17 protein-coding genes and 2 pseudogenes are annotated in these 17,713 nt (G+C 71.8%); 8 read left to right on the top strand and 11 right to left on the bottom strand.

The window, feature by feature from the left end:
• Positions 1-152: 152 nt before the first annotated feature.
• The 6 genes from ID554_RS14630 to ID554_RS14605 all read right to left on the bottom strand — a co-directional run bounded on the left by ID554_RS14630 (position 153) and on the right by ID554_RS14605 (position 5,918).
• Entirely contained in the window at positions 153-785 is a 633-nt protein-coding gene (locus ID554_RS14630) for an OB-fold-containig protein (RefSeq protein WP_117228059.1), read from the bottom strand.
• Positions 786-905: 120 nt separating this feature from the next.
• Positions 906-1,505 (bottom strand): hypothetical protein, encoded by a 600-nt coding sequence (locus tag ID554_RS14625; protein ID WP_117228028.1) that lies wholly within the window; start codon positions 1,503-1,505, stop codon positions 906-908.
• Positions 1,502-2,005, bottom strand: coding sequence for a sigma factor-like helix-turn-helix DNA-binding protein (locus ID554_RS14620; RefSeq protein WP_158573723.1), 504 nt, complete (start codon positions 2,003-2,005; stop codon positions 1,502-1,504). The genes ID554_RS14625 and ID554_RS14620 overlap by 4 nt, the downstream gene beginning before the upstream one ends.
• 136 nt (positions 2,006-2,141) lie before the next feature.
• Complete coding sequence (gene purD / locus ID554_RS14615) at positions 2,142-3,392, bottom strand: phosphoribosylamine--glycine ligase (protein ID WP_117228026.1); 1,251 nt, start codon at positions 3,390-3,392, stop codon at positions 2,142-2,144.
• An 89-nt stretch (positions 3,393-3,481) separates the two neighbouring features.
• On the bottom strand, positions 3,482-4,417 hold the full coding sequence (locus ID554_RS14610; RefSeq protein ID WP_117228025.1) for a type IV toxin-antitoxin system AbiEi family antitoxin domain-containing protein: 936 nt from the start codon (positions 4,415-4,417) through the stop codon (positions 3,482-3,484).
• Positions 4,418-4,628: 211 nt separating this feature from the next.
• On the bottom strand, positions 4,629-5,918 hold the full coding sequence (locus tag ID554_RS14605) for an adenylosuccinate synthase (RefSeq protein WP_117228024.1): 1,290 nt from the start codon (positions 5,916-5,918) through the stop codon (positions 4,629-4,631).
• A 125-nt stretch (positions 5,919-6,043) separates the two neighbouring features.
• On the opposite strand from ID554_RS14605, the gene ID554_RS14600 reads away from it, so the two are divergent.
• Together ID554_RS14600 and ID554_RS14595 are read left to right on the top strand one after the other, a co-directional pair.
• The gene (locus ID554_RS14600) at positions 6,044-7,042 is read left to right on the top strand and encodes a diacylglycerol kinase family protein (protein WP_117228023.1); all 999 of its coding nucleotides are present in this window, start codon (positions 6,044-6,046) and stop codon (positions 7,040-7,042) included.
• 70 nt (positions 7,043-7,112) lie between these two features.
• Entirely contained in the window at positions 7,113-9,236 is a 2,124-nt protein-coding gene (locus ID554_RS14595) for a MinD/ParA family ATP-binding protein (RefSeq protein ID WP_117228022.1), read from the top strand.
• A gap of 63 nt (positions 9,237-9,299) precedes the next feature.
• On the opposite strand, the gene ID554_RS14590 is transcribed toward ID554_RS14595, so the two are convergent.
• Complete coding sequence (locus ID554_RS14590; RefSeq protein WP_117228021.1) at positions 9,300-9,728, bottom strand: DUF3151 domain-containing protein; 429 nt, start codon at positions 9,726-9,728, stop codon at positions 9,300-9,302.
• Between the two features lie 250 nt (positions 9,729-9,978).
• Between ID554_RS14590 and ID554_RS14585 the strand changes: the two genes are divergently transcribed.
• On the top strand, positions 9,979-11,229 hold the full coding sequence (locus tag ID554_RS14585) for an LOG family protein (RefSeq protein ID WP_191088836.1): 1,251 nt from the start codon (positions 9,979-9,981) through the stop codon (positions 11,227-11,229).
• 113 nt (positions 11,230-11,342) lie between these two features.
• On the opposite strand, the gene fbaA is transcribed toward ID554_RS14585, so the two are convergent.
• On the bottom strand, positions 11,343-12,368 hold the full coding sequence (gene fbaA / locus ID554_RS14580) for a class II fructose-bisphosphate aldolase (protein ID WP_117228020.1): 1,026 nt from the start codon (positions 12,366-12,368) through the stop codon (positions 11,343-11,345).
• 224 nt (positions 12,369-12,592) lie between these two features.
• Positions 12,593-12,976: a phage holin family protein gene (locus ID554_RS14575; protein WP_117228019.1), complete on the bottom strand. Its 384-nt coding sequence runs from the start codon at positions 12,974-12,976 to the stop codon at positions 12,593-12,595.
• 173 nt (positions 12,977-13,149) lie between these two features.
• Here ID554_RS14575 and ID554_RS14570 point away from each other — a divergent pair, with 173 nt between their 5' ends.
• The 5 genes and pseudogenes from ID554_RS14570 to ID554_RS14550 all read left to right on the top strand — a co-directional run bounded on the left by ID554_RS14570 (position 13,150) and on the right by ID554_RS14550 (position 16,554).
• Positions 13,150-13,362, top strand: a complete 213-nt coding sequence (locus ID554_RS14570; RefSeq protein WP_117228018.1) for a hypothetical protein — start codon at positions 13,150-13,152, stop codon at positions 13,360-13,362.
• A 245-nt stretch (positions 13,363-13,607) separates the two neighbouring features.
• Positions 13,608-14,922, top strand: a pseudogene (locus ID554_RS14565) (3' terminal RNA ribose 2'-O-methyltransferase Hen1).
• Between the two features lie 74 nt (positions 14,923-14,996).
• Positions 14,997-15,383 (top strand): annotated as a pseudogene (locus ID554_RS14560) (AAA family ATPase); the annotation flags it as partial.
• Between the two features lie 7 nt (positions 15,384-15,390).
• A complete protein-coding gene (locus ID554_RS14555; RefSeq protein WP_117228017.1) occupies positions 15,391-15,525 on the top strand; it encodes a hypothetical protein in 135 nt (44 codons plus the stop codon).
• A gap of 96 nt (positions 15,526-15,621) precedes the next feature.
• Positions 15,622-16,554 carry a DUF368 domain-containing protein gene (locus ID554_RS14550; RefSeq protein ID WP_117228016.1) on the top strand — a complete coding sequence of 311 codons (933 nt, stop codon included), beginning with the start codon at positions 15,622-15,624 and terminating at the stop codon, positions 16,552-16,554.
• 52 nt (positions 16,555-16,606) lie between these two features.
• On the opposite strand, the gene ID554_RS14545 is transcribed toward ID554_RS14550, so the two are convergent.
• Together ID554_RS14545 and ID554_RS14540 are read right to left on the bottom strand one after the other, a co-directional pair.
• Positions 16,607-16,984: an ArsR/SmtB family transcription factor gene (locus ID554_RS14545; protein WP_007454255.1), complete on the bottom strand. Its 378-nt coding sequence runs from the start codon at positions 16,982-16,984 to the stop codon at positions 16,607-16,609.
• 57 nt (positions 16,985-17,041) lie between these two features.
• A complete protein-coding gene (locus tag ID554_RS14540; RefSeq protein WP_117228015.1) occupies positions 17,042-17,572 on the bottom strand; it encodes an orotate phosphoribosyltransferase in 531 nt (176 codons plus the stop codon).
• Between the last annotated feature and the right edge of the window lie 141 nt (positions 17,573-17,713).

The following is a 17,713-nucleotide window of genomic DNA, read 5'->3' as shown; positions in this document are numbered from 1 at the left end:
GCCGGCGACGGGGCCGGGGCGGGACGCCGCGCATCCTCCTTTCGAGGGGTGTCAGAGGCAGCGAGGGAGGCGGACCGGACGAAGGGGGTTCGCGCCGGCAGCCTCGGATGAGGTCGGGGTGATTCGCGCGGATGCGGACTCACCAGGGGCGATTACTCGGGGGGATGTCTCAGGGGGTCGAAGGTGGGCCCGGCGGGCATCACCCAGAAGAACTCACCCTCGGTGTCGTAGTCATAGATCAACGCGGAGCTGCCAACGGTCATCTTCTCGTCCCCCGGCTGCCGGACCTGCACCACCGCCGACGAGCCGTCCGCCGCGGTCACCTCGGCCTGACCGAAGTCGGCGGTGACCGTACCGGTCCGCACCACACAGAGGCGGCCCACGAAGGTGTGCCGGCTGGATGCCGTGTCGGTCGGAAAGAGACGCGCCAACGGCACCGCGATCAACCGGGTCACCACCCACGCGCAGAACGCGGCGACCAGCAGCACGCCGATCGAGACCGCGATCCGGGTGCCGGCGCCGAGCCCGAGGCCGTCGAGCAGCACGGTGCCGGCCAGGCTGACGAACCAGGCCACCGCGACGAGAAGGGAGAAGATGATCGCACTGGGTACGCCGCCGAGCCCGACACCGGCGAGGAACGTGCCGGCTCCGCCGTCGACGTCCAGGTCGTCGCCGAGATCCAGCACCCCGGTCAGCACCAGCAGCCAGTAGCCGACGACGACCACGAGCAGGAAGCTGAACAGCACAGTGGGAAAGCTGAGTGCCGTACCGAGAAAGCCGGTCACGATGTCCTCCTCCCCGCCCCCGGCGGCCCGAGCCGGCCACCGGCACGATGATCGTGACATGGGATGTCAACCGCGCGGTCAGGGCCGATCGGCCGGTCCACCCGGCCTGACCGGCCAAGATCAGTGCAGGTTGGCCTCGACGAGAGCGTCCAGCGCCGCCGTACGTACCTGCGGCGTGTCCCCGGTCACCGAGACGAAGAGGGTACGCCCGTCGGACCGCCACGCCGACAGGTACGCCGTAGAGGTCGCCAGGTCGTCCGTGGCCAACACCTGCGCCGCAGTCGCCACGGTCACCTCGCGGGGCACCCCGGGCAGCCCCAGCGCCGCCTCGAAGTCGAACACCGCGACCACCCGGGTCACCGGGCCGGCGCCCTCGTACGCCACCCGGTCGCCGTTCGGCACCACCTGCGGTCGGGCCATCCGCAGCACCGCCTCGGTGGGGTCGGCCGGCCGCAGGTAGACCGGCAGGCCGCGCAGCTCGGACGCGGCGGAGCCGGACGGTGCCGCGACACGCGGCGGTGATGCCGGTCGACCCGCCGCCACCACGGTGAAGACCCCGAGACCGAGGACCGTGCACACCGCCGACGCCACAGCGGTTGCCTGGACGCGGCGACGACGCCGCAGGCGGGCCCGCACCGCCGGGAGCGGATCCGGGCCGGACCGACCTCCGCCGGGCTCGGCGTGCCAGACCTCGCCGAGAGCACGCCGAATGTCGGTCATCCCGCCACCTCCCGATCGACTCCGGAACGGACGGCCGGCACCCCCGCGCGGATCGCGCCGACGGCCCGGTGGCGCAGGGACCGGACGGTTGCCGGGCTCCGCCCGACGGCCTCGGCGATCGTCGAATCGTCAAGATCGTCGAGGTACGACATGACCAGCACCGCCCGTTGCGCGGGTGGCAGGCCCGCCAGCAGTCGGCGCAGCAGGTCGCTGCCGTCGCCGGACCCGCCGTCGGGGCCCAGCGGTGACGCCGGTGAGGTGATCCGGAGCCGGCGGACCAGCGTCCGGAACCAACTGGTGTGCAGGCGGATCATCGCGATCTTCGCGTACCCGAGCGGGTTGCCGTCGGCGAGCGGGCGGGGCCACACCCAGGCCACCCGGACGTAGGTCTCTTCGAGGAGATCCTCCGCCCGGTCCGGATCGGCGGCCACCGCACGTGCGTACCGGCGCAGCGCCGGAGTGGACTGACGGACGAACGTCTCGAACTCGTCGGCTTCCATCCCACCTCCCTCGCCACTAATACGCGGTGGGGAGGTGGTTGCGTTGCGGCCCGTCGACCAGAACCGCCGACCGTTCGGCCATCGGTGCCCGACCGCGTCGGCAGCGCGCGCAGCCGGCGTGGCCGGGCGGCATGGCTCAGGAGGGAAGCGTGATCCTGCCGTCGATCGCGGACGACGCGATGTCACCTCGATGGTGCGACCCGGCCAGCGTGATGCCGCGTACCAGCTCGTAGGCGGCATTGCGGGCGGCGGCCAGGTCGGAGCCGGTGGCCGTACCGCAGAGGACCCGGCCGCCCGCGGAGAGCAGGGCACCGTCGGCGGCCCGGCGGGCGGTGCCGGCGTGGATGACGCCCGGCTGGTCCGCGCCGGTGATCACATCACCGGTACGCGGCGTGGCCGGGTAGTTCTCGGCGGCGACCACCACGGTCACCGCCGCGCCGTCGTGCCAGCGCAGCGGCGGGTGCTCGGCCAACGTGCCGGTGGCCGCAGCGTGCAACAGACCGGCCAGGGGAGTCGCCAGCAGGGCGAGCACCACCTGAGTCTCCGGGTCTCCGAAGCGGGCGTTGAACTCGATCACCCGGGGGCCGGATGCGGTGATCGCCAGCCCCACGTAGAGCAGGCCGGAGAAGGGCTTACCCCGACGCCGCATCTCGGCCAGCGTGGGGTGCACGACGTCGCGCATCACCTCGTCGACCAGGTCGGACGGTGCCCAGGGCAGTGGGGCGTACGCGCCCATGCCGCCGGTGTTCGGGCCGGTGTCGCCGTCCCCGACCCGCTTGAAGTCCTGGGCCGGCAGCAGCGGTACGGCAGCGTCGCCGTCGGTCACCACGAACAGCGAGACCTCCGGGCCGGCCAGGTACTCCTCGACGACCACCCGACCGCACTCGGCGGCGTGCCGCAGCGCGACATCGCGCTCCTCGGTCACCACCACGCCCTTGCCGGCGGCGAGCCCGTCGTTCTTCACCACGTACGGCGGCCCGAACTCGTCCAGGGCGGCTGCCGTACCCGCCTCGTCCGTGCAGGTGTGGGCGCGGGCCGTGGGCACACCGGCGGCCGTCATCACGTCCTTGGCGAACGTCTTGGAGCCTTCCAGCTGCGCCGCCTCGGCCGACGGACCGAACACCGCGACGCCCTTGGCCCGCAGCGCGTCGGCGACTCCGGCCACCAGCGGGGCCTCCGGCCCGATCACGACCAGGTCGGCACCCACCTCGACCGCCAGCGCCGCCACGGACTCGGGATCCGTCGCCACGACCTCCCGCAGCTCGGCCACGCCCGCGATCCCGGGATTCCCCGGTGCCGCGATCACCTGCTCAACGGTCGGATCCTCGGCGAGCCGCAGCGCAAGCGCGTGCTCCCGTCCCCCACTACCCAGCAACAGAACACGCACAGCCGGCATCCTACCCACCGCCCTCCCCGCCACTGTTGATCAAGAAGTTCGCGTCCCAAATCCGGCGTGTTGACGCTCAAACTTCTTGATCAACCGGGTGTTCGGGGGTTACGGAGGGCTTGTTTGACGGTGTGCGGAATGTAGTCGGGGTGGAGGGTGTCGGACCAGGTGAAGCGGAGGATCCGCCAGCCGGCGTTGACCAGGCGGTTCTGTCGCATCCGGTCCGCGTAGACCGCCTGCGGTCCGTCGTGTGGACCTCGGCCGTCCGCCTCCGCGATCAGGCGGGCCCGGCGCCAACCCAGGTCACCGACCCCCAGGAGCCAGCCGTCCTCGTCACGCACCTCGACCTGGAGCACGTCCGGCGGGACACCGCCGTCGACGCACCGCAGCCGGGCGCGCGTCTCCAACGGCGACTGGGCCCGGCCGTCCGCCTCGGCGAGCCGACGCCTGGCGGCGACGGCACCGCGCCGTCCGGCGATCAGGGCCGGGATCGACGCCAGGTCCGCCTCGGTGAGCAGCCGCCGGTTGAGCGCCGAGTCCAGGACGCAGACGGCGGGATACCGGTCCGCGCGCAGTATGACGTCGGCGGCGGTACGCACGGCGGTGGTGACCGGCACACCGGCCAGCACGTCGACATCGCCCGGACCCAACGTCAACTGATGTACGACGAGTTCCGGATCGGTGCGCCGCTGCGGGCGCGGGCACTGCACCGGCACCGAGACGTGGATCTCGGAGGTGGCGCGCAGCCCGGCGATCCCGTGCACCTCGGCGGCGGTCCCCAGCACGGCCACCGCCCCCGGCCCCAGACTGTCGACCGCCGCCCGGACCCGGGCGCGCCGTAGCGCCAACGGGTCAGTTTCGGGGGACGGCGCGAAGCGCCCTCGGGCCAGCCTCACCCAGCGCCCCGACCGGACCAGGTGACGGATCTGCCCCCGACTGAATCCCGCCGACAGCGCCTGACCCACCGTCACCACACCCGCCTGCTTCCCGAACCCCGACTCACCCGTCTCACCCGTGTCGCCCATCCCCCCACCCCACCGCTCCCACCCCCCACTCCTCCACCCCTGTGGATAACCCCACCACCCCCTGTGGACAACCTCCGCCACCAGCGGGGTTGATCAAGGGATTTGGGTCACCCGGGGCCCTCACCGCGACCAAAACTTCTTGATCAACGCGGAGAGGGGTGGGGTGGGGGTGGGGTGGGGGTGGGGGTGGGGTGGGGGTGGGGTGGGGTGGTTAGGGGAGGAGGGGGTGGCGGGTTACGTTTTCTTCGCGGCCGGGGCCTACGCCTACGACGCTGACGCGGGTGTTGCAGAGCTGTTCGATGCGGGCGATGTAGCGCCGGGCGTTCTCGGGGAGGTCTTCCTCGGTCCTTGCCTTGGTGATGTCCTCCCACCAGCCGTCGTGCTCTTCGTAGATCGGCGTGGCGTGGTGGAAGTCGGTCTGGGTCATCGGCATGTCGCCGACGCGCTTGCCGTTGATCTCGTAGCCGACGCAGATCGGCACGGTCGCCAGGCCGGTGAGCACGTCGAGTTTCGTGACGACCAGGTCGGTGACGCCGTTGAGACGGCAGGCGTACCGGGCCACCACCGCGTCGAACCAGCCGCAGCGGCGCTCCCGGCCGGTGGTGGTGCCGTACTCGTGGCCGACCTTGCGCAGGTGCGCGCCGTTGTCGTCGAACAGCTCGGTCGGGAACGGACCCGAACCGACCCGGGTGGTGTACGCCTTGCTCACCGCGATCACCTTCGTGATCGCGGTCGGCGGGATGCCCGCGCCCACGCACGCGCCACCGGCCGTCGGGTTCGACGAGGTGACGAAGGGGTACGTGCCGTGGTCCATGTCGAGCATGGTGGCCTGGGCGCCTTCGAGCAGCACCGTGTCGCCACGGTCCAGCGCGTCCCAGAGCATCGACCGGGTCTCCGCGATGTACGGCCGCAGCCGCTCCGCGTACTCCAGGTACTCCTCGATGGTGGCGTCGACGTCCATCGCCTTGCGGTTGTAGACCTTGAACAGCACCTGGTTCTTCTCCCGCAGCGCGAGTTCCAGCTTCTTGCGGAAGATGCCCGGGTCGAGCAGGTCCTGGACCCGGATGCCCATCCGGGCGACCTTGTCGCCGTACGCCGGGCCGATGCCCCGGCCGGTGGTGCCGATGCGGGAGCTGCCCAGGTAACGCTCGACCACCCGGTCCAGCGCCCGGTGGTGCGGCATGATCAGGTGCGCGTCGCCGGAGATGCGCAGCCGGGAGACGTCCACGCCCCGCTCGGCGAGCCCGTCGATCTCGCTCAGCAGCACCTTCGGGTCGACCACCACGCCGTTGCCGATGACGATCACGGCGTTCGGGGAGAGTGCGCCCGAGGGCATGAGGTGCAGCGCGTACTTCTGGCCGTCAGGGGTGATCACGGTGTGTCCGGCGTTGTTGCCGCCGGAGTAGCGCACGACGTAGTCGACTCGCTCACCCAGTTGGTCGGTAACCTTGCCCTTGCCCTCGTCACCCCACTGAGCGCCGATGAGCACGATCGCTGGCATCTCTTCGCCTCCAGAAGGCTCGGGTGCCAGATGGCGACCGGTCAGCGAGCCCGGGGTGTCAGGTTAACAAGTAGTGACGGCACGACCGGCAGGGGTCGCGCCGAGAGGCAGGAGGGGCCCTACCCGTGTACGACGTGGTGCTGCTCGCCCTCGGCTCGGAGCGGGACGCTCCGGGGGCCGGGTGCGGCAGCGACGGAGCCTGCTGCGGTGGCGCCACCGAGGCTGTCCAGGATCGGCCGGAACGCTGCGAGACTCCGCGCGTACCGGTTCTGGCCTGCGCGGATGCGCTGACCGCCCGAGGCGCGCGGGTCGAGACGGTGACCGCCCGGTCGGACGCGGAGATCGACGAGGTGCTGGCCCGACTGGACGCACCGCCCCGTCCGGACGAGCTCACCTGGCCCGATCCGGACTCCAAGATCCGCCTCGTGGTGGCGGTCGCCGGTGACGCACAGTTGCGGGCCGTGATACGCCGGTTGGTCCGGCGGTACGCTCCACCGCCGAGTCGCCGTCCGTCCGACCTGGCCGACGGCCGGACCGTGCCGGACCTGCCACCGGTCGGCGTACTGCCGCTGGACCCGGCCCGCAGCACGACGCACCGGGACCTCGCCGCGCAGCTCGGCCTGCCCCGTGATCCGGCGGCGGTGGCCGCCGCGGTGCTCGACGGCACGCCCCGTCGGCTGGACCTGCTGCGCAACGACGGAGGCTCGGTGACCCTGGACGGCGCGCTGCTGGGGGCCGCCGCCGAGGATGGGCGCGCGTTGCACTGGCGTGGTCGGGTGGAGGTGGACGACGCGGTGCTCTCCCACGGGGACGACCCGCTGCTGGCCTGCGCGATCGGCAACGCCGCCGGGTACGCCCGGCTCGACGACGTCACCCTGCTCGCCGCTCCCGACCCGACGGACGGACTGGTCGAGGTGGCGGTGGCGGTGCCGGTGGTGACCCGGTCGCGGCTGGGTCGCCGACGGGTACGCCTGGAGGTGCGCCGGGCCCGGGGGCGGGCGGTGTCCGTGCTGCCCCGGGACGGGGGTGCGTTGCCGTATCTGGACGACGGCGTGGAGGGGCAGTTGACCCGTAAGCGGTCCTGGTGGACCGAGTCGGGCGCCTGGGCGGTCTGGGCAGTCTGACCTCGCCCCGCGTCGGCGGCCGAGGTCGGCCCGTGGGCCTATCCTCGGCAGAGGGAATGGGGGAGGAACCGTGGTGGACGAGAACGCCGACCGGGCGCACGTGCCCGGCCAGCAAGGGGCGCCGGAACGGGACATCGAACCACTCTGGCCACCGGACCAGGTCGAAGGCTTCGGCACGCCCGCGTGGGCGACCCCGCCGACGCCTCCCACCACACCACCCGCGCCACCGGGCGGTTCGGCCCAGCCGGTGCCGCCGACCGCCGGTCAGCCGGATCACCTGCCGCCGACCGGTCAGCCGGTCGGGCCGCCCTCGCCCGCCGACTACCCGTCGCTGACCGCCGGTGGACCTACCGGTGCCGGTGGGGAGTCGGGTGCGACACCGGGCCCCGGATGGGCGCCCGGGCCACCGCCCGTCGTCGGCGGGCGGGCGAGCGTGCCGCCGCCCACCGGCTGGGCACCCGTGCCGACTCCGCAGGCTCCGACTCCGCAGCCGGAGCACGGACGGGTCGACCTGGACCTGCCGTTCACCCTCGACCGGCCGACCTCGCTAGCTCCGCCGCGCGACGGCACGCCCGGCGACGCGGGCCCGCAGCCGGACGCGACGCCCGGCCCCGGCCCGGGTCCCTCCACCGACACCGGCCCGGCGGCCGACGACGACGGTGGGCCGCAACTCGACGGCGACCCCGAGGCGGCGATGCCGGAGACCTCGACGAACGGCGGAGACCACCGCAAGGATGACGGGACCCCGCCGACCTGGCCGTCGACGAAGTCGCCCTGGGCACAACCACCGCAGCGCTCCACCGCCGGCCCGACCGACCCGTCCGAGCACGCCGACCGCCCGCCGCGTCCCAGCTGGGCCACGGGTATGCAGCCGCTCCCGCCGGTGCCCTCGGGGCCCGGACGACCGGTGCCACCGCAGGCCGGGACGTACCCTGTGCCCGCGCCGCAGCACGGCACCCCGGTACCGCCGCCGCAGGTCGGTCCGGTCCCTGAGTATCAGGGCACTGCCGCCGTACCGCCCTCGCCGCAGCACGGCGTTCCGATGCCGCCGCCGCAACCCGGCCCGGTACCGCACCAACCCGGCCCGGTACCGCACCAGGCAGAGACACCCCCCGGACCGTTCCCGCCGCAGCCGGCCTGGAACGCGGCGCGCTGGCAGCAGGGTGCGCCACCGCCGGTGGCACCCCCGGCGCCGCAGTCGCCCTACCCGGCCGCGAACCCCGCGCCCGCCAGCTATCCGGAGCCGACCTGGAACCAGGAGGTGGGCGTCCCTCCGACTGCCGAGGACTTCGCCCGGCGGCGGCAGGTCCGCCCGGTCGATCCGGTCGCCACCATGGGCGTACGCGCGGTGGTCAACAAGACCGGCCTGGTGAAGCTGCCACCCGGTCGGCAGGAGCTGGAACTCAAGCGGGACATCGAGACGGTACGCCGCAACTTCGGCGGGCTCCGGCAGGTGACCGTGGTCAACCCGAAGGGCGGGGCGGGCAAGACCGTCGCCATCCTGCTGCTCGCGATGACCTTCGGTCAGAAGCGCGGCGGGTACGTGCTGGCCTGGGACAACAACGAGACCCAGGGCACCCTCGGCATGCGTGCCCAGCAGGACTTCCACTCGCGTACGGTGCGGGACCTGCTGCGTGACCTGGGGCAGTTCCACGGTGCCCACGGGCGGGTCGGCGACCTGTCGCAGTACGTGCGCTCGCAGGGCGAGGGGATGTTCGACGTCCTTGCCTCCGACGAGTCGGCCACCGGTGGTGAGATGCTCACCGCCTCGGCCTTCGGCGAGATCCGTGAGGTGGTCAGCCGGTTCTACAAGTTGATCTTCGTGGACACCGGGAACAACGTCCGGGCGCAGAACTGGCAGGCGGCCATGGATGCCACCGACCAACTGGTGGTCACCATGTCGGCCCGTAACGACTCGGCCGAGACCGCCGCCCGGATGCTCGACCATCTGGAGCAGAGCGGTCGGCAACGGCTGGTCCGGCAGGCGGTCACGGTGGTCTCCATGCCCCCGTCCCGCAAGGAGATCGACCTGCCCGCGATCCAGGAGCACTTCGCCGCGCGTACCCGGGCGGTGCTGCTCGCGCCGTACGAGCGGCTCATCGACACCGGCGAGCCGCTCCGGTACGCCCAACTCTCGGCGGCGACCCGGGAGGCATGGCTCAAGATCGCCGCCTCGGTCGCCGAGGGGCTCTAGCCACGTCACGTCGAACCGCCGGCCCACGGAGCACCTGCTCCGAGCCGGCGGCTCGGCGGACGGTCAGTTGCTGGCCAGCGCGTCCGCGGCGGCCGGGTCGCAGTCGCGGAGGAACTGGGCACAGCGGGCGGCCTCGTCCGCCTCGCCGATCGCGTCGGCGGCTCGGGACAGCACGTAGAGGCAGCGCAGGAAACCCCGGTTCGGCTCGTGTGACCAGGGCACCGGCCCGTGCCCCTTCCAGCCGCTGCGGCGCAACTGGTCCAGTCCCCGGTGGTAACCGGTGCGGGCGAACGCGTACGCGGAGACGACCTGGCCCTCGGCGAAGGCCCGGGCGGCCAACGCGGCCCAGGCGGCGCTGTGCGTCGGGAACCGGGCGGCCACCGCGGCAAACGCCTCGTCGCCACCGTCCTGCTCGGCCGTGGCCAGCGTGGCGTCGGCCTCGTCGTGTGCGGGCAGGAGCGTGGCCGGGGGCTCCGGCAAGAGGTTCTGCATCGTCCCATTCAACCCGCTTCCGGCCACGGCCCGCGAGGGGGTCCGGCGAGCCGGCTGGCTGAACGGCCGAGAGGTCCGTCACGCATGCGGCCCATGCCGCCGCCAAGCCCTTTCCACTACAACTGGGAGTCCGGAGCCTCCCCAGGAACCGGAGTTGCGGGAGCTCGGCCAGGCCGCCGGGCTCCCGCCCCTTCTCCACCGGGTCGGGGCCCGCTCGGGCGCGGTTGCGCTGGCCGGGCAGGATGACCGGGTGCCGACCCCACCTCCCGCGGACGTCATCGAGCCTCACACCTGGCTGAACGAGATCCAGACCCGGGCCGAACTCGATCGGCGGCTCGCCGACGGAAGCCTGGTCGGGCTGACCGTCCAGGGCCTCCGGCTGGACCTGGGCCCGGTCCCCGACCTCAGCGGCATCGAGGTCGCCGGAACTCTCTTCGTCGGCTGCCGATTCGCCTCCCGGCAGGTCGGCGCGGACCTGGTCCGCCGGGGCGCGAACGTGGTGCCGCCCTTCTCCGGGCTGCCGTACCCGACCCAGCCGCCACACCTCTACACCCCGGAGGAACTGGCCGCCGGCTTCACCGAGGGCGGCTTCGAGGCGATGTACGACAGCCGTGTGTACGCGCACTTCCGCGCGCACGGCGGAGCGCTGCCCGACGTCCGGGAGGCGCTCGGCCAGCGGTTACATGACCACGGCGTGGACAACGCGCTGGCCGATGCCACCCGGGCCTGGCTGGCCACGCACGGGCCGCAGTCGGTGGTCGGGGTGATGGGCGGGCACGCGGTACGCCGGGGCAGCGCGCCGTACCGGACGGCCGCCGTGCTGGGCTGGGAGTTGGCGCGGGCCCACCGCCTGGTGGTGACCGGTGGCGGCCCGGGTGTGATGGAGGCCGCCAACCTGGGCGCGTACCTGTCGACCCGACCGGCCGAGGACCTCACCGCCGCCATCGACCTGCTCGCCACCGCGCCGGACTTCACCGACCACGACCGCTACACGGCGGCGGCGCTGCGGGTCCGGGAGCTGTTCGGTCGCTCCGTCACGCCTCCGGAGAACGGCGCGGAGCCGGCTGTCGCCTACCGAGCCGACTCGACCGCACTGGCCACCGGTGACCTGGACTGGGCGAACTGTGGCGGGCTGGCCGTGCCGACCTGGCTCTACGGCCACGAACCGGCGAACCTGTTCGCCGGCCGGATCGCCAAGTACTTCTCGAACGCCATCCGCGAGGACACCATCCTGCGGCTGGCCCGGGGCGGAATCGTCTTCGCCCCCGGCCGCGCGGGCACCGTGCAGGAGGTGTTCCAGGCGGCCACGAAGACCTACTACGGCACGGACGGGGCCAGCGGGGCGTACGTGTTCCTGGACCGCGAGTACTGGACGACGGAACTGCCGGTGGAGTCGCTGCTGCGGCCGCTGCTGGCCACGTCACCGTTCGGCGATCTGTCCGGCGCCGTGCACCTCACCGACGACGTGCACGAGGCGGTCCGCCTGCTCGTCCGGGTGTAAGGAAGGGACCCTTCCTATACACCAGGCGTTGGTAGGGGTCCCTTCCTTACACACACGCGACGGCGGCCGGCTCCGTGAAGGAACCGGCCGCCCTCGTCGGCGACGTCAGGACGTCACTTCGTCATCGTGGTGCCGGTCGAGCGCAGGTGCTCGCAGGCCTCCGCGACCCGGACGGCCATGCCGGCCTCGGCGGCCTTGCCCCACACCCGGGGGTCGTACAGCTTCTTGTTGCCGACCTCGCCGTCGACCTTGAGCACGCCGTCGTAGTTGCGGAACATGTGGTCCGCCACCGGACGGGAGAAGGTGTACTGGGTGTCGGTGTCGATGTTCATCTTCACCACGCCGTAGTCCAGCGCCTCACGGATCTCGGAGAGCAGCGAGCCGGAACCACCGTGGAAGACCAGGCTGAGCGGCTTATCCTTGCCGTACTTGGCACCGACGGCGTCCTGGATCTGCTTCAGCACCTCGGGCCGCAGCTTGACGTTGCCCGGCTTGTAGACGCCGTGTACGTTGCCGAAGGTCAGGGCGGCCATGTAGCGGCCCTTCTCGCCTAGGCCGAGCGCCTCGACCATGGCGAGACCGTCCTCGACCGTGGTGTAGAGCTTGTCGTTGATGGCGTTCTCGACACCGTCCTCTTCACCGCCGACGACGCCGACCTCGATCTCCAGGACGATCTTGCCCTTGGCGGCCTCGGCGAGAAGCTGCTCGGCGATCTCCAGGTTCTCCGCGACCGGCACGGCCGAGCCGTCCCACATGTGCGACTGGAACAGCGGCTCCTGGCCGTTCTTGACCCGCTCCTGCGAGATGGCCATCAGCGGCCGGACGAACTTGTCCAGTTTGTCCTTGGGACAGTGGTCGGTGTGCAGCGCGATGTTGACCGGGTACTTCTTGGCCACCTCGTGCGCGTACGCGGCGAACGCCACCGCGCCGGTGACCATGTCCTTCACCGAGGGGCCGGAAAGGTACTCGGCGCCACCGGTGGAGACCTGGATGATGCCGTCGCTCTCCGCGTCGGCGAAGCCCTTGAGCGCCGCATTGAGCGTCTGCGACGACGTCACGTTGATCGCCGGGTACGCGTACCGGCCGGCCTTGGCGCGGTCCAGCATCTCGGCGTAAGCCTCGGGGGAAGCGATGGGCATGTCGAACGCTCCTTACTTGCCGCTGACGGCCGTACGGCCGCCGTTCTCCTTGCGCCGGCCGTTCGGCCGCCTGTTGACGGTCGGCCGGGCAGCCGCGTGAATCTCCGTTGGGGGTCGGCCAGTTGGCCGCCTGATCTCCATTGGTGCGCCGGACCGCGCTGTCCTCCGCGGGAAGTATCCCGTAGCTGGACCGGCCGGGCACAACCGGCCCGGTGCCGGACGGCTCACCGCCGGTCCGCGCGATCCGGCACCACGACGCTGATCAGCCAGGTGGACACCGCCATCACGATGGCTCCCCAGAAGGCGGGCCAGAAGCCGTCGACGTGGAACGGCAGGCGCAGGGTGCCGGCGATCCAGTCCGTCAGCAGGAACAACAGCGCGTTGACCACCAGCGCGAACAGGCCGAGGGTCAGCAGGTAGAAGACGCAGCCCACCACCTTGATCAACGGCTTGAGCACCGCGTTGACCACCCCGAAGATCAACGCCACGATCAACAGGGTGAACACGGTGTCGTAGCCGCTCCGCCCGGTCACCTCGACCCCGGGCACGATCAGCGTGGTGATCCACAGTGCGACTGCGGTCGTCACCAGCCGGATGAGGAAGCCCACGGGACCATCCTGGCATCGGGGCGAGCCGCCGGTGGGTCGATTCGCCCGACTCGGCCGCACCCCCGGCGTACCCTCCGCCCCGCCGGGCGGCGCGCCGGTTCCCAGCGAGGCACCGGCACAGCCCGTACCCTGGACCGGGTACCGACCGTCCACTGACATCCCGGAGGCACCGAATGGGCCAGCCCGGCGAGGACTTCGCCCCCGGCGACCACCTCAGCGCTGACGAACGCGACCCCGAGGCCGAGCCGGCCGACGCGGTCGAGCAGGCCACGGTGGTCAACCCCACCGAGGTCGAGGACGAGCCGCACCGCGGCCTGGAGGTCGACGACTGGGACGCCATGGAGCAGGCCCGGGTAGTAGCCCCCGACGAAGACGACTACCGCTGACCCTCCCGCACCTTCCCTCCCCCGACACTCCCGCCGAGCAGCCGCCCACCCTGCAAGCTCCCCCGAGCCGCAGCCGCCTGCAAGCTCCCCCCTCTGAGCAGCACGCCCTCCCCGCTCCCCCGCGCAACGCGATCCCCCGAATCCTCCGACGGCGCGTGCGCACGTCAGGTTTCCGGGGAGCCCCACCGCAACCACCCCGCAAAACCAAACAGCGCAAGACCGACGAACCTGGCACCATGAGCCGCGTGCTGCTCACCCTGACCACCACGCACCGCCCCGCCACCGACCTGGGGCACCTGCTGGTGAAGCACCCCGACCGGACGCACGCCTTCGACGTGCCCGTCGGCACCGCGCACGTCTTCTATCCCGAGGCCGAGGAGCAGCGCTGCACCGCCGCGCTGCTCCTCGACGTCGACCCGTCGAAGCTCGCCGCGCAGGGTCGGGGCCGGGGCCGGCACTCGGCCACCACGCCGGAGACCTTCACCCTCGGGCGGTACGTCAACGACCGGCAGTACGCCGCGTCCAGCCTGCTCGCCTCGGCACTGTCGCGGGTGTTCCGGTCGGCGTTGCGCGGCGAGTCGCGGGACCGTCCGGAGTTGGCCGGTACGGCTCGACGAGGAGTTCCCGGAGTGGGGCGACAGCCGGTACGTCGATCTGATCCTCACCGGCACGCTGCGGGTGGCCGACGCGCTCAATCACCTGTACGTCCTGCTACCCGTGCTGGACGACGCGAAGCACTACTGGGTGGCTCCGGACGAGGTCGACAAGCTGCTGCGGGCCGGTGTGGGCTGGCTCGGTGACCACCCGGAGCGGGCGCTGATCGTCCGCCGCTACCTGGCGCACCGGCGCGCGCTGGCCGGTGCGGCGTTGGAGCGGCTGGCCGCCCAGCGGCCCGCCGACGAGCCGGCGGTGGACGACGACGCGGACGACGTGTCGGCCCACCGGGCCGGGACCCGGGCGTCGCTGGCCGCGCGCCGCCGGACGGCGGTGCACGCCGCGCTGGTGGAGGCCGGTGCGCACCGGGTGCTGGACCTGGGTTGCGGTGGGGGCGCCTTGCTGGCCACGCTGATCGGGGACCGCCGGTTCACCGAGATCGTCGGTACCGACGTCTCCGTCCAGGCGCTCACGTCGGCCGCCCGGCGGCTGCGGCTGGACCGGCCGCCCGAGCGGCAGCGCGACCGGGTGACGCTCCGGCAGTCCGCGTTGACCTACCGGGACGACCGGCTGCGCGGGTACGACGCGGCGGTGCTGATGGAGGTGGTCGAGCACGTCGATCCGCCTCGGCTGCCGGCGCTGGAGGACAGCGTGTTCGGGTACGCCCGACCGGCGACGGTCGTGGTGACCACGCCCAACGGCGAGCACAAGGTGCGGTACGAGGGGCTGGGGGCGGGCGCCTTCCGGCATCCCGACCACCGGTTCGAGTGGTCCCGCGCCGAGTTCGCCGACTGGGTACGCCGAATCTGCGCGACGTACGGCTACACGGCCGCCTCATCCGGTGTCGGCGACGACGACCCGGAGGTGGGTGCGCCCACCCAACTCGCCGTGTTCAGCCGGATCTGACTGTTGACAAGGGGCCCTTGCTCTACCGGAGGCGTTAAGAAGGTGCCCCTCCTTACCACCGAGCAGGAGTGGTCATGACCGTCCTGGACGTTCCCGAACTTGCGCTGGTGGCGCTTGTCGGAGTCTCGGGCTCCGGCAAGTCCACGTTCGCCGCCCGGCACTTCGCGCCGAGCCAGGTGCTCTCCTCGGACGCGTTCCGGGCGATGGTCGCCGACGACGAGAACGACCAGTCCGCCTCCGCCGACGCCTTCGACGCGCTGCACTACGTGGCGGCCAAGCGGCTGCGGGCCGGTCGGCTCACCGTGGTCGACGCCACCAACCTCCAGCCGCACGCCCGGGCTGCCCTGGTCCGGGTGGCCCGGGAACACGACGTGCTGCCGGTGGCGATCGTGCTGGACGTGCCGGAGGCGCTGGCCTGGGAAGGAGTTGGCCGCGCTGCGGAAGCGGTCCCTGGGACGCAAACGCGGGATGGCGCTGCGTGAGCACGGGCTCGGGCTGGCCGCGTTGGACGCGTTGGTCGACGGTGCCCCGCTGTGGCGTCGGCACGAGTTGGTCTTCGCGATCCTGGCGTGTGAATCCGAGCCGGTGGACCCCCGCCTCTGACGCGGCCGGGGCGTCACTCGCGCCCCCGGTAGCCTGGTCGGCCGTGGCGGGCGCCGATCCGGCGACCGGGCGAGCGAGGCAGGAGACGGATTCTCAATGGCATTGGGCGAACGGGTGGGCCACGTCCTACGCGGTGGGGCCATCGGCGTGGCGGAGGCCGTGCCAGGGGTCAGCGGTGGCACTATCGCGCTGGTCACGGGGGTGTACGAACGGCTGATCGTGTCCGCCGGCCACGTGGTGAACGCGGTCCGGTACACGGCGTCGGACGTACCGCGTGGACGGGGCTGGACGCGGGCGGGACACCAACTGCGGCAGGCGCACTGGGACGTACTCATCCCGTTGATGATCGGGATGGTGCCGGGCCTGCTGCTCGCCGCGAAGCTGTTGGAACCGTTGCTGGCCGAGTACCCCGAACACACCCGTGGCCTCTTCCTCGGCCTGGTGCTCGCCTCGGTGCTGGTGCCAGTCTCGATGGTCGGCAAGCCGTGGCGCATCAAGGAGGTGGTCGGCCTTGTGGTCGCTGCGGCGGCCACGTTCACGCTCACCGGCCTGCCGCAGGCCGCCCTCGAACCACACCCGTTGATCGTGCTGATCGTGGCGGCGTTCGCGGTCTGCGCGCTGGTGATGCCCGGTGTCTCCGGGTCGTTCCTGCTACTCACCGTCGGTCTCTACGAACCGACCATCGCCGCCGTCAACGACCGGGACTTCGGCTACCTGGCGATCTTCGCCGCAGGCATGGTCATCGGCCTGGCACTCTTCGTCAAGCTGCTCCAGTGGCTGCTGGACAGGCATCGCCGGATGACTCTGGCGGTGATGTCCGGCCTGCTGATCGGCAGCTTGCGCTCACTGTGGCCGTGGCAGTCCGACGACCGGGCCCTGCAGGCGCCCGGTGACGGCATCCTGCCTATCACCGCGCTGTTCCTGCTGGGCTTCGCCGTGGTCCTGGCCATGGTGATCGCCGAACGGCGTCGGCTGAACCGGGCCGCCCGTATGCTCACCGAGGCGTACGAGCCGACGCAGGTGCGCTGACGTCCACCGCTTGGTGGCCGCCCGGGCTGGGCGGCCACCAAGCGGTTCCGGTTCAGCGAGCCTTCTTGGTGGCCCGCTTGCGCGGCGGAGTCAGCAGGTCGGCGATCGTCGCGATCGCGCTCGGAACCAGCCGGTAGTAGGCCCACACACCGCGCTTCTCCCGCTCCAGCAAGCCGGCCTCGGTGAGGATACGCAGGTGGTGGCTGACGGTCGGCTGGGAGAGACCGAGCGGTGCGGTCAGGTCGCACACGCACGCCTCGCCCTCGGGCGCCGACTGGATCAGGCTGAGCAGCCGCAGCCGGGCGGGGTCGGCAAGGGCCTTGAGAACCCCTGCCAGCCGCTCGGCGTCGGCACGTTCGATCGGCTCGCCGGCAAGCGGCGAGATCTGAGGCATAGTCATTTCGGCCAACGCAGTTCCCACGTATTCCATCCTTCCACCAGCAGCATCGATCCGGCTGCATATCAGCAGATCCGAATCGGCAGACTTTTACGCCACAAGGCCGAGGTCAGCCAACGTATAGGCCGCCCGATAGGGCAGTCCGGCGGCTCGCACCGCGTCGCCGGCGCCACGATCAACGATAACCGCCACCCCCACCACGTCGGCCCCGGCCTCGCGAAGGGCCTCGACGGCGGTCATCACACTTCCGCCAGTGGTGGAGGTGTCCTCCACCGCCAGCACCCGACGCCCGGTCACGTCGGGACCTTCGATCCGGCGTTGCAACCCGTGCGCCTTGCCCGCTTTACGCACCACGAACGCGTCCAACGGACGGCCGGTCGCGTGCAGCATCGACATGGCGATCGGGTCGGCGCCCAATGTCAGGCCACCGACCGCGTCATACGACCAGTCGGTGGTCAACTCCCGCATCACCCGACCGACCAGAGGGGCCGCCCGGTTATGGAGCGTGATGCGACGCAGATCGACGTACCAGTCGGCCTCCTGCCCGGAGGAGAGCACTACCCGGCCGTGGACCACAGCCAGATCAGAGATGAATTTACGCAGGTCGTCGTGGTCCCCCATGGCGATAGAGGGTACTGCGCAAGTCTGTGTGTCGGGGGGGACGGGCCACCCCGGGCAACCCTTCCGGGGGACAGATGCATGGCAATGTCCGACTACGCTACGTCGATCAGCGGTCCAGATCGAGTGATGTCGTGCTCACCG

It is taken from the genome of Micromonospora craniellae, from assembly GCF_014764405.1.
Lineage (GTDB): Bacteria > Actinomycetota > Actinomycetes > Mycobacteriales > Micromonosporaceae > Micromonospora > Micromonospora craniellae.
Note: the sequence above shows the minus strand (reverse complement) of the source record. Positions and strands in the feature narration are given on the sequence as shown.

Excerpts from the sequence above, each read along its gene's own strand:
- ID554_RS14625 (WP_117228028.1), bottom strand. The coding sequence starts at position 1,505 with ATGACCGACATTCGGCGTGCTCTCGGCGAGGTCTGGCACGCCGAGCCC.
- ID554_RS14620 (WP_158573723.1), bottom strand. The coding sequence starts at position 2,005 with ATGGAAGCCGACGAGTTCGAGACGTTCGTCCGTCAGTCCACTCCGGCG.
- ID554_RS14610 (WP_117228025.1), bottom strand. The coding sequence starts at position 4,417 with ATGGGCGACACGGGTGAGACGGGTGAGTCGGGGTTCGGGAAGCAGGCG.
- ID554_RS14605 (WP_117228024.1), bottom strand. The coding sequence starts at position 5,918 with ATGCCAGCGATCGTGCTCATCGGCGCTCAGTGGGGTGACGAGGGCAAG.
- ID554_RS14590 (WP_117228021.1), bottom strand. The coding sequence starts at position 9,728 with ATGCAGAACCTCTTGCCGGAGCCCCCGGCCACGCTCCTGCCCGCACAC.
- fbaA (WP_117228020.1), bottom strand. The coding sequence starts at position 12,368 with ATGCCCATCGCTTCCCCCGAGGCTTACGCCGAGATGCTGGACCGCGCC.
- ID554_RS14570 (WP_117228018.1), top strand. The coding sequence starts at position 13,150 with ATGGGCCAGCCCGGCGAGGACTTCGCCCCCGGCGACCACCTCAGCGCT.
- ID554_RS14555 (WP_117228017.1), top strand. The coding sequence starts at position 15,391 with ATGGCGCTGCGTGAGCACGGGCTCGGGCTGGCCGCGTTGGACGCGTTG.
- ID554_RS14550 (WP_117228016.1), top strand. The coding sequence starts at position 15,622 with ATGGCATTGGGCGAACGGGTGGGCCACGTCCTACGCGGTGGGGCCATC.
- ID554_RS14545 (WP_007454255.1), bottom strand. The coding sequence starts at position 16,984 with ATGGAATACGTGGGAACTGCGTTGGCCGAAATGACTATGCCTCAGATC.
- ID554_RS14540 (WP_117228015.1), bottom strand. The coding sequence starts at position 17,572 with ATGGGGGACCACGACGACCTGCGTAAATTCATCTCTGATCTGGCTGTG.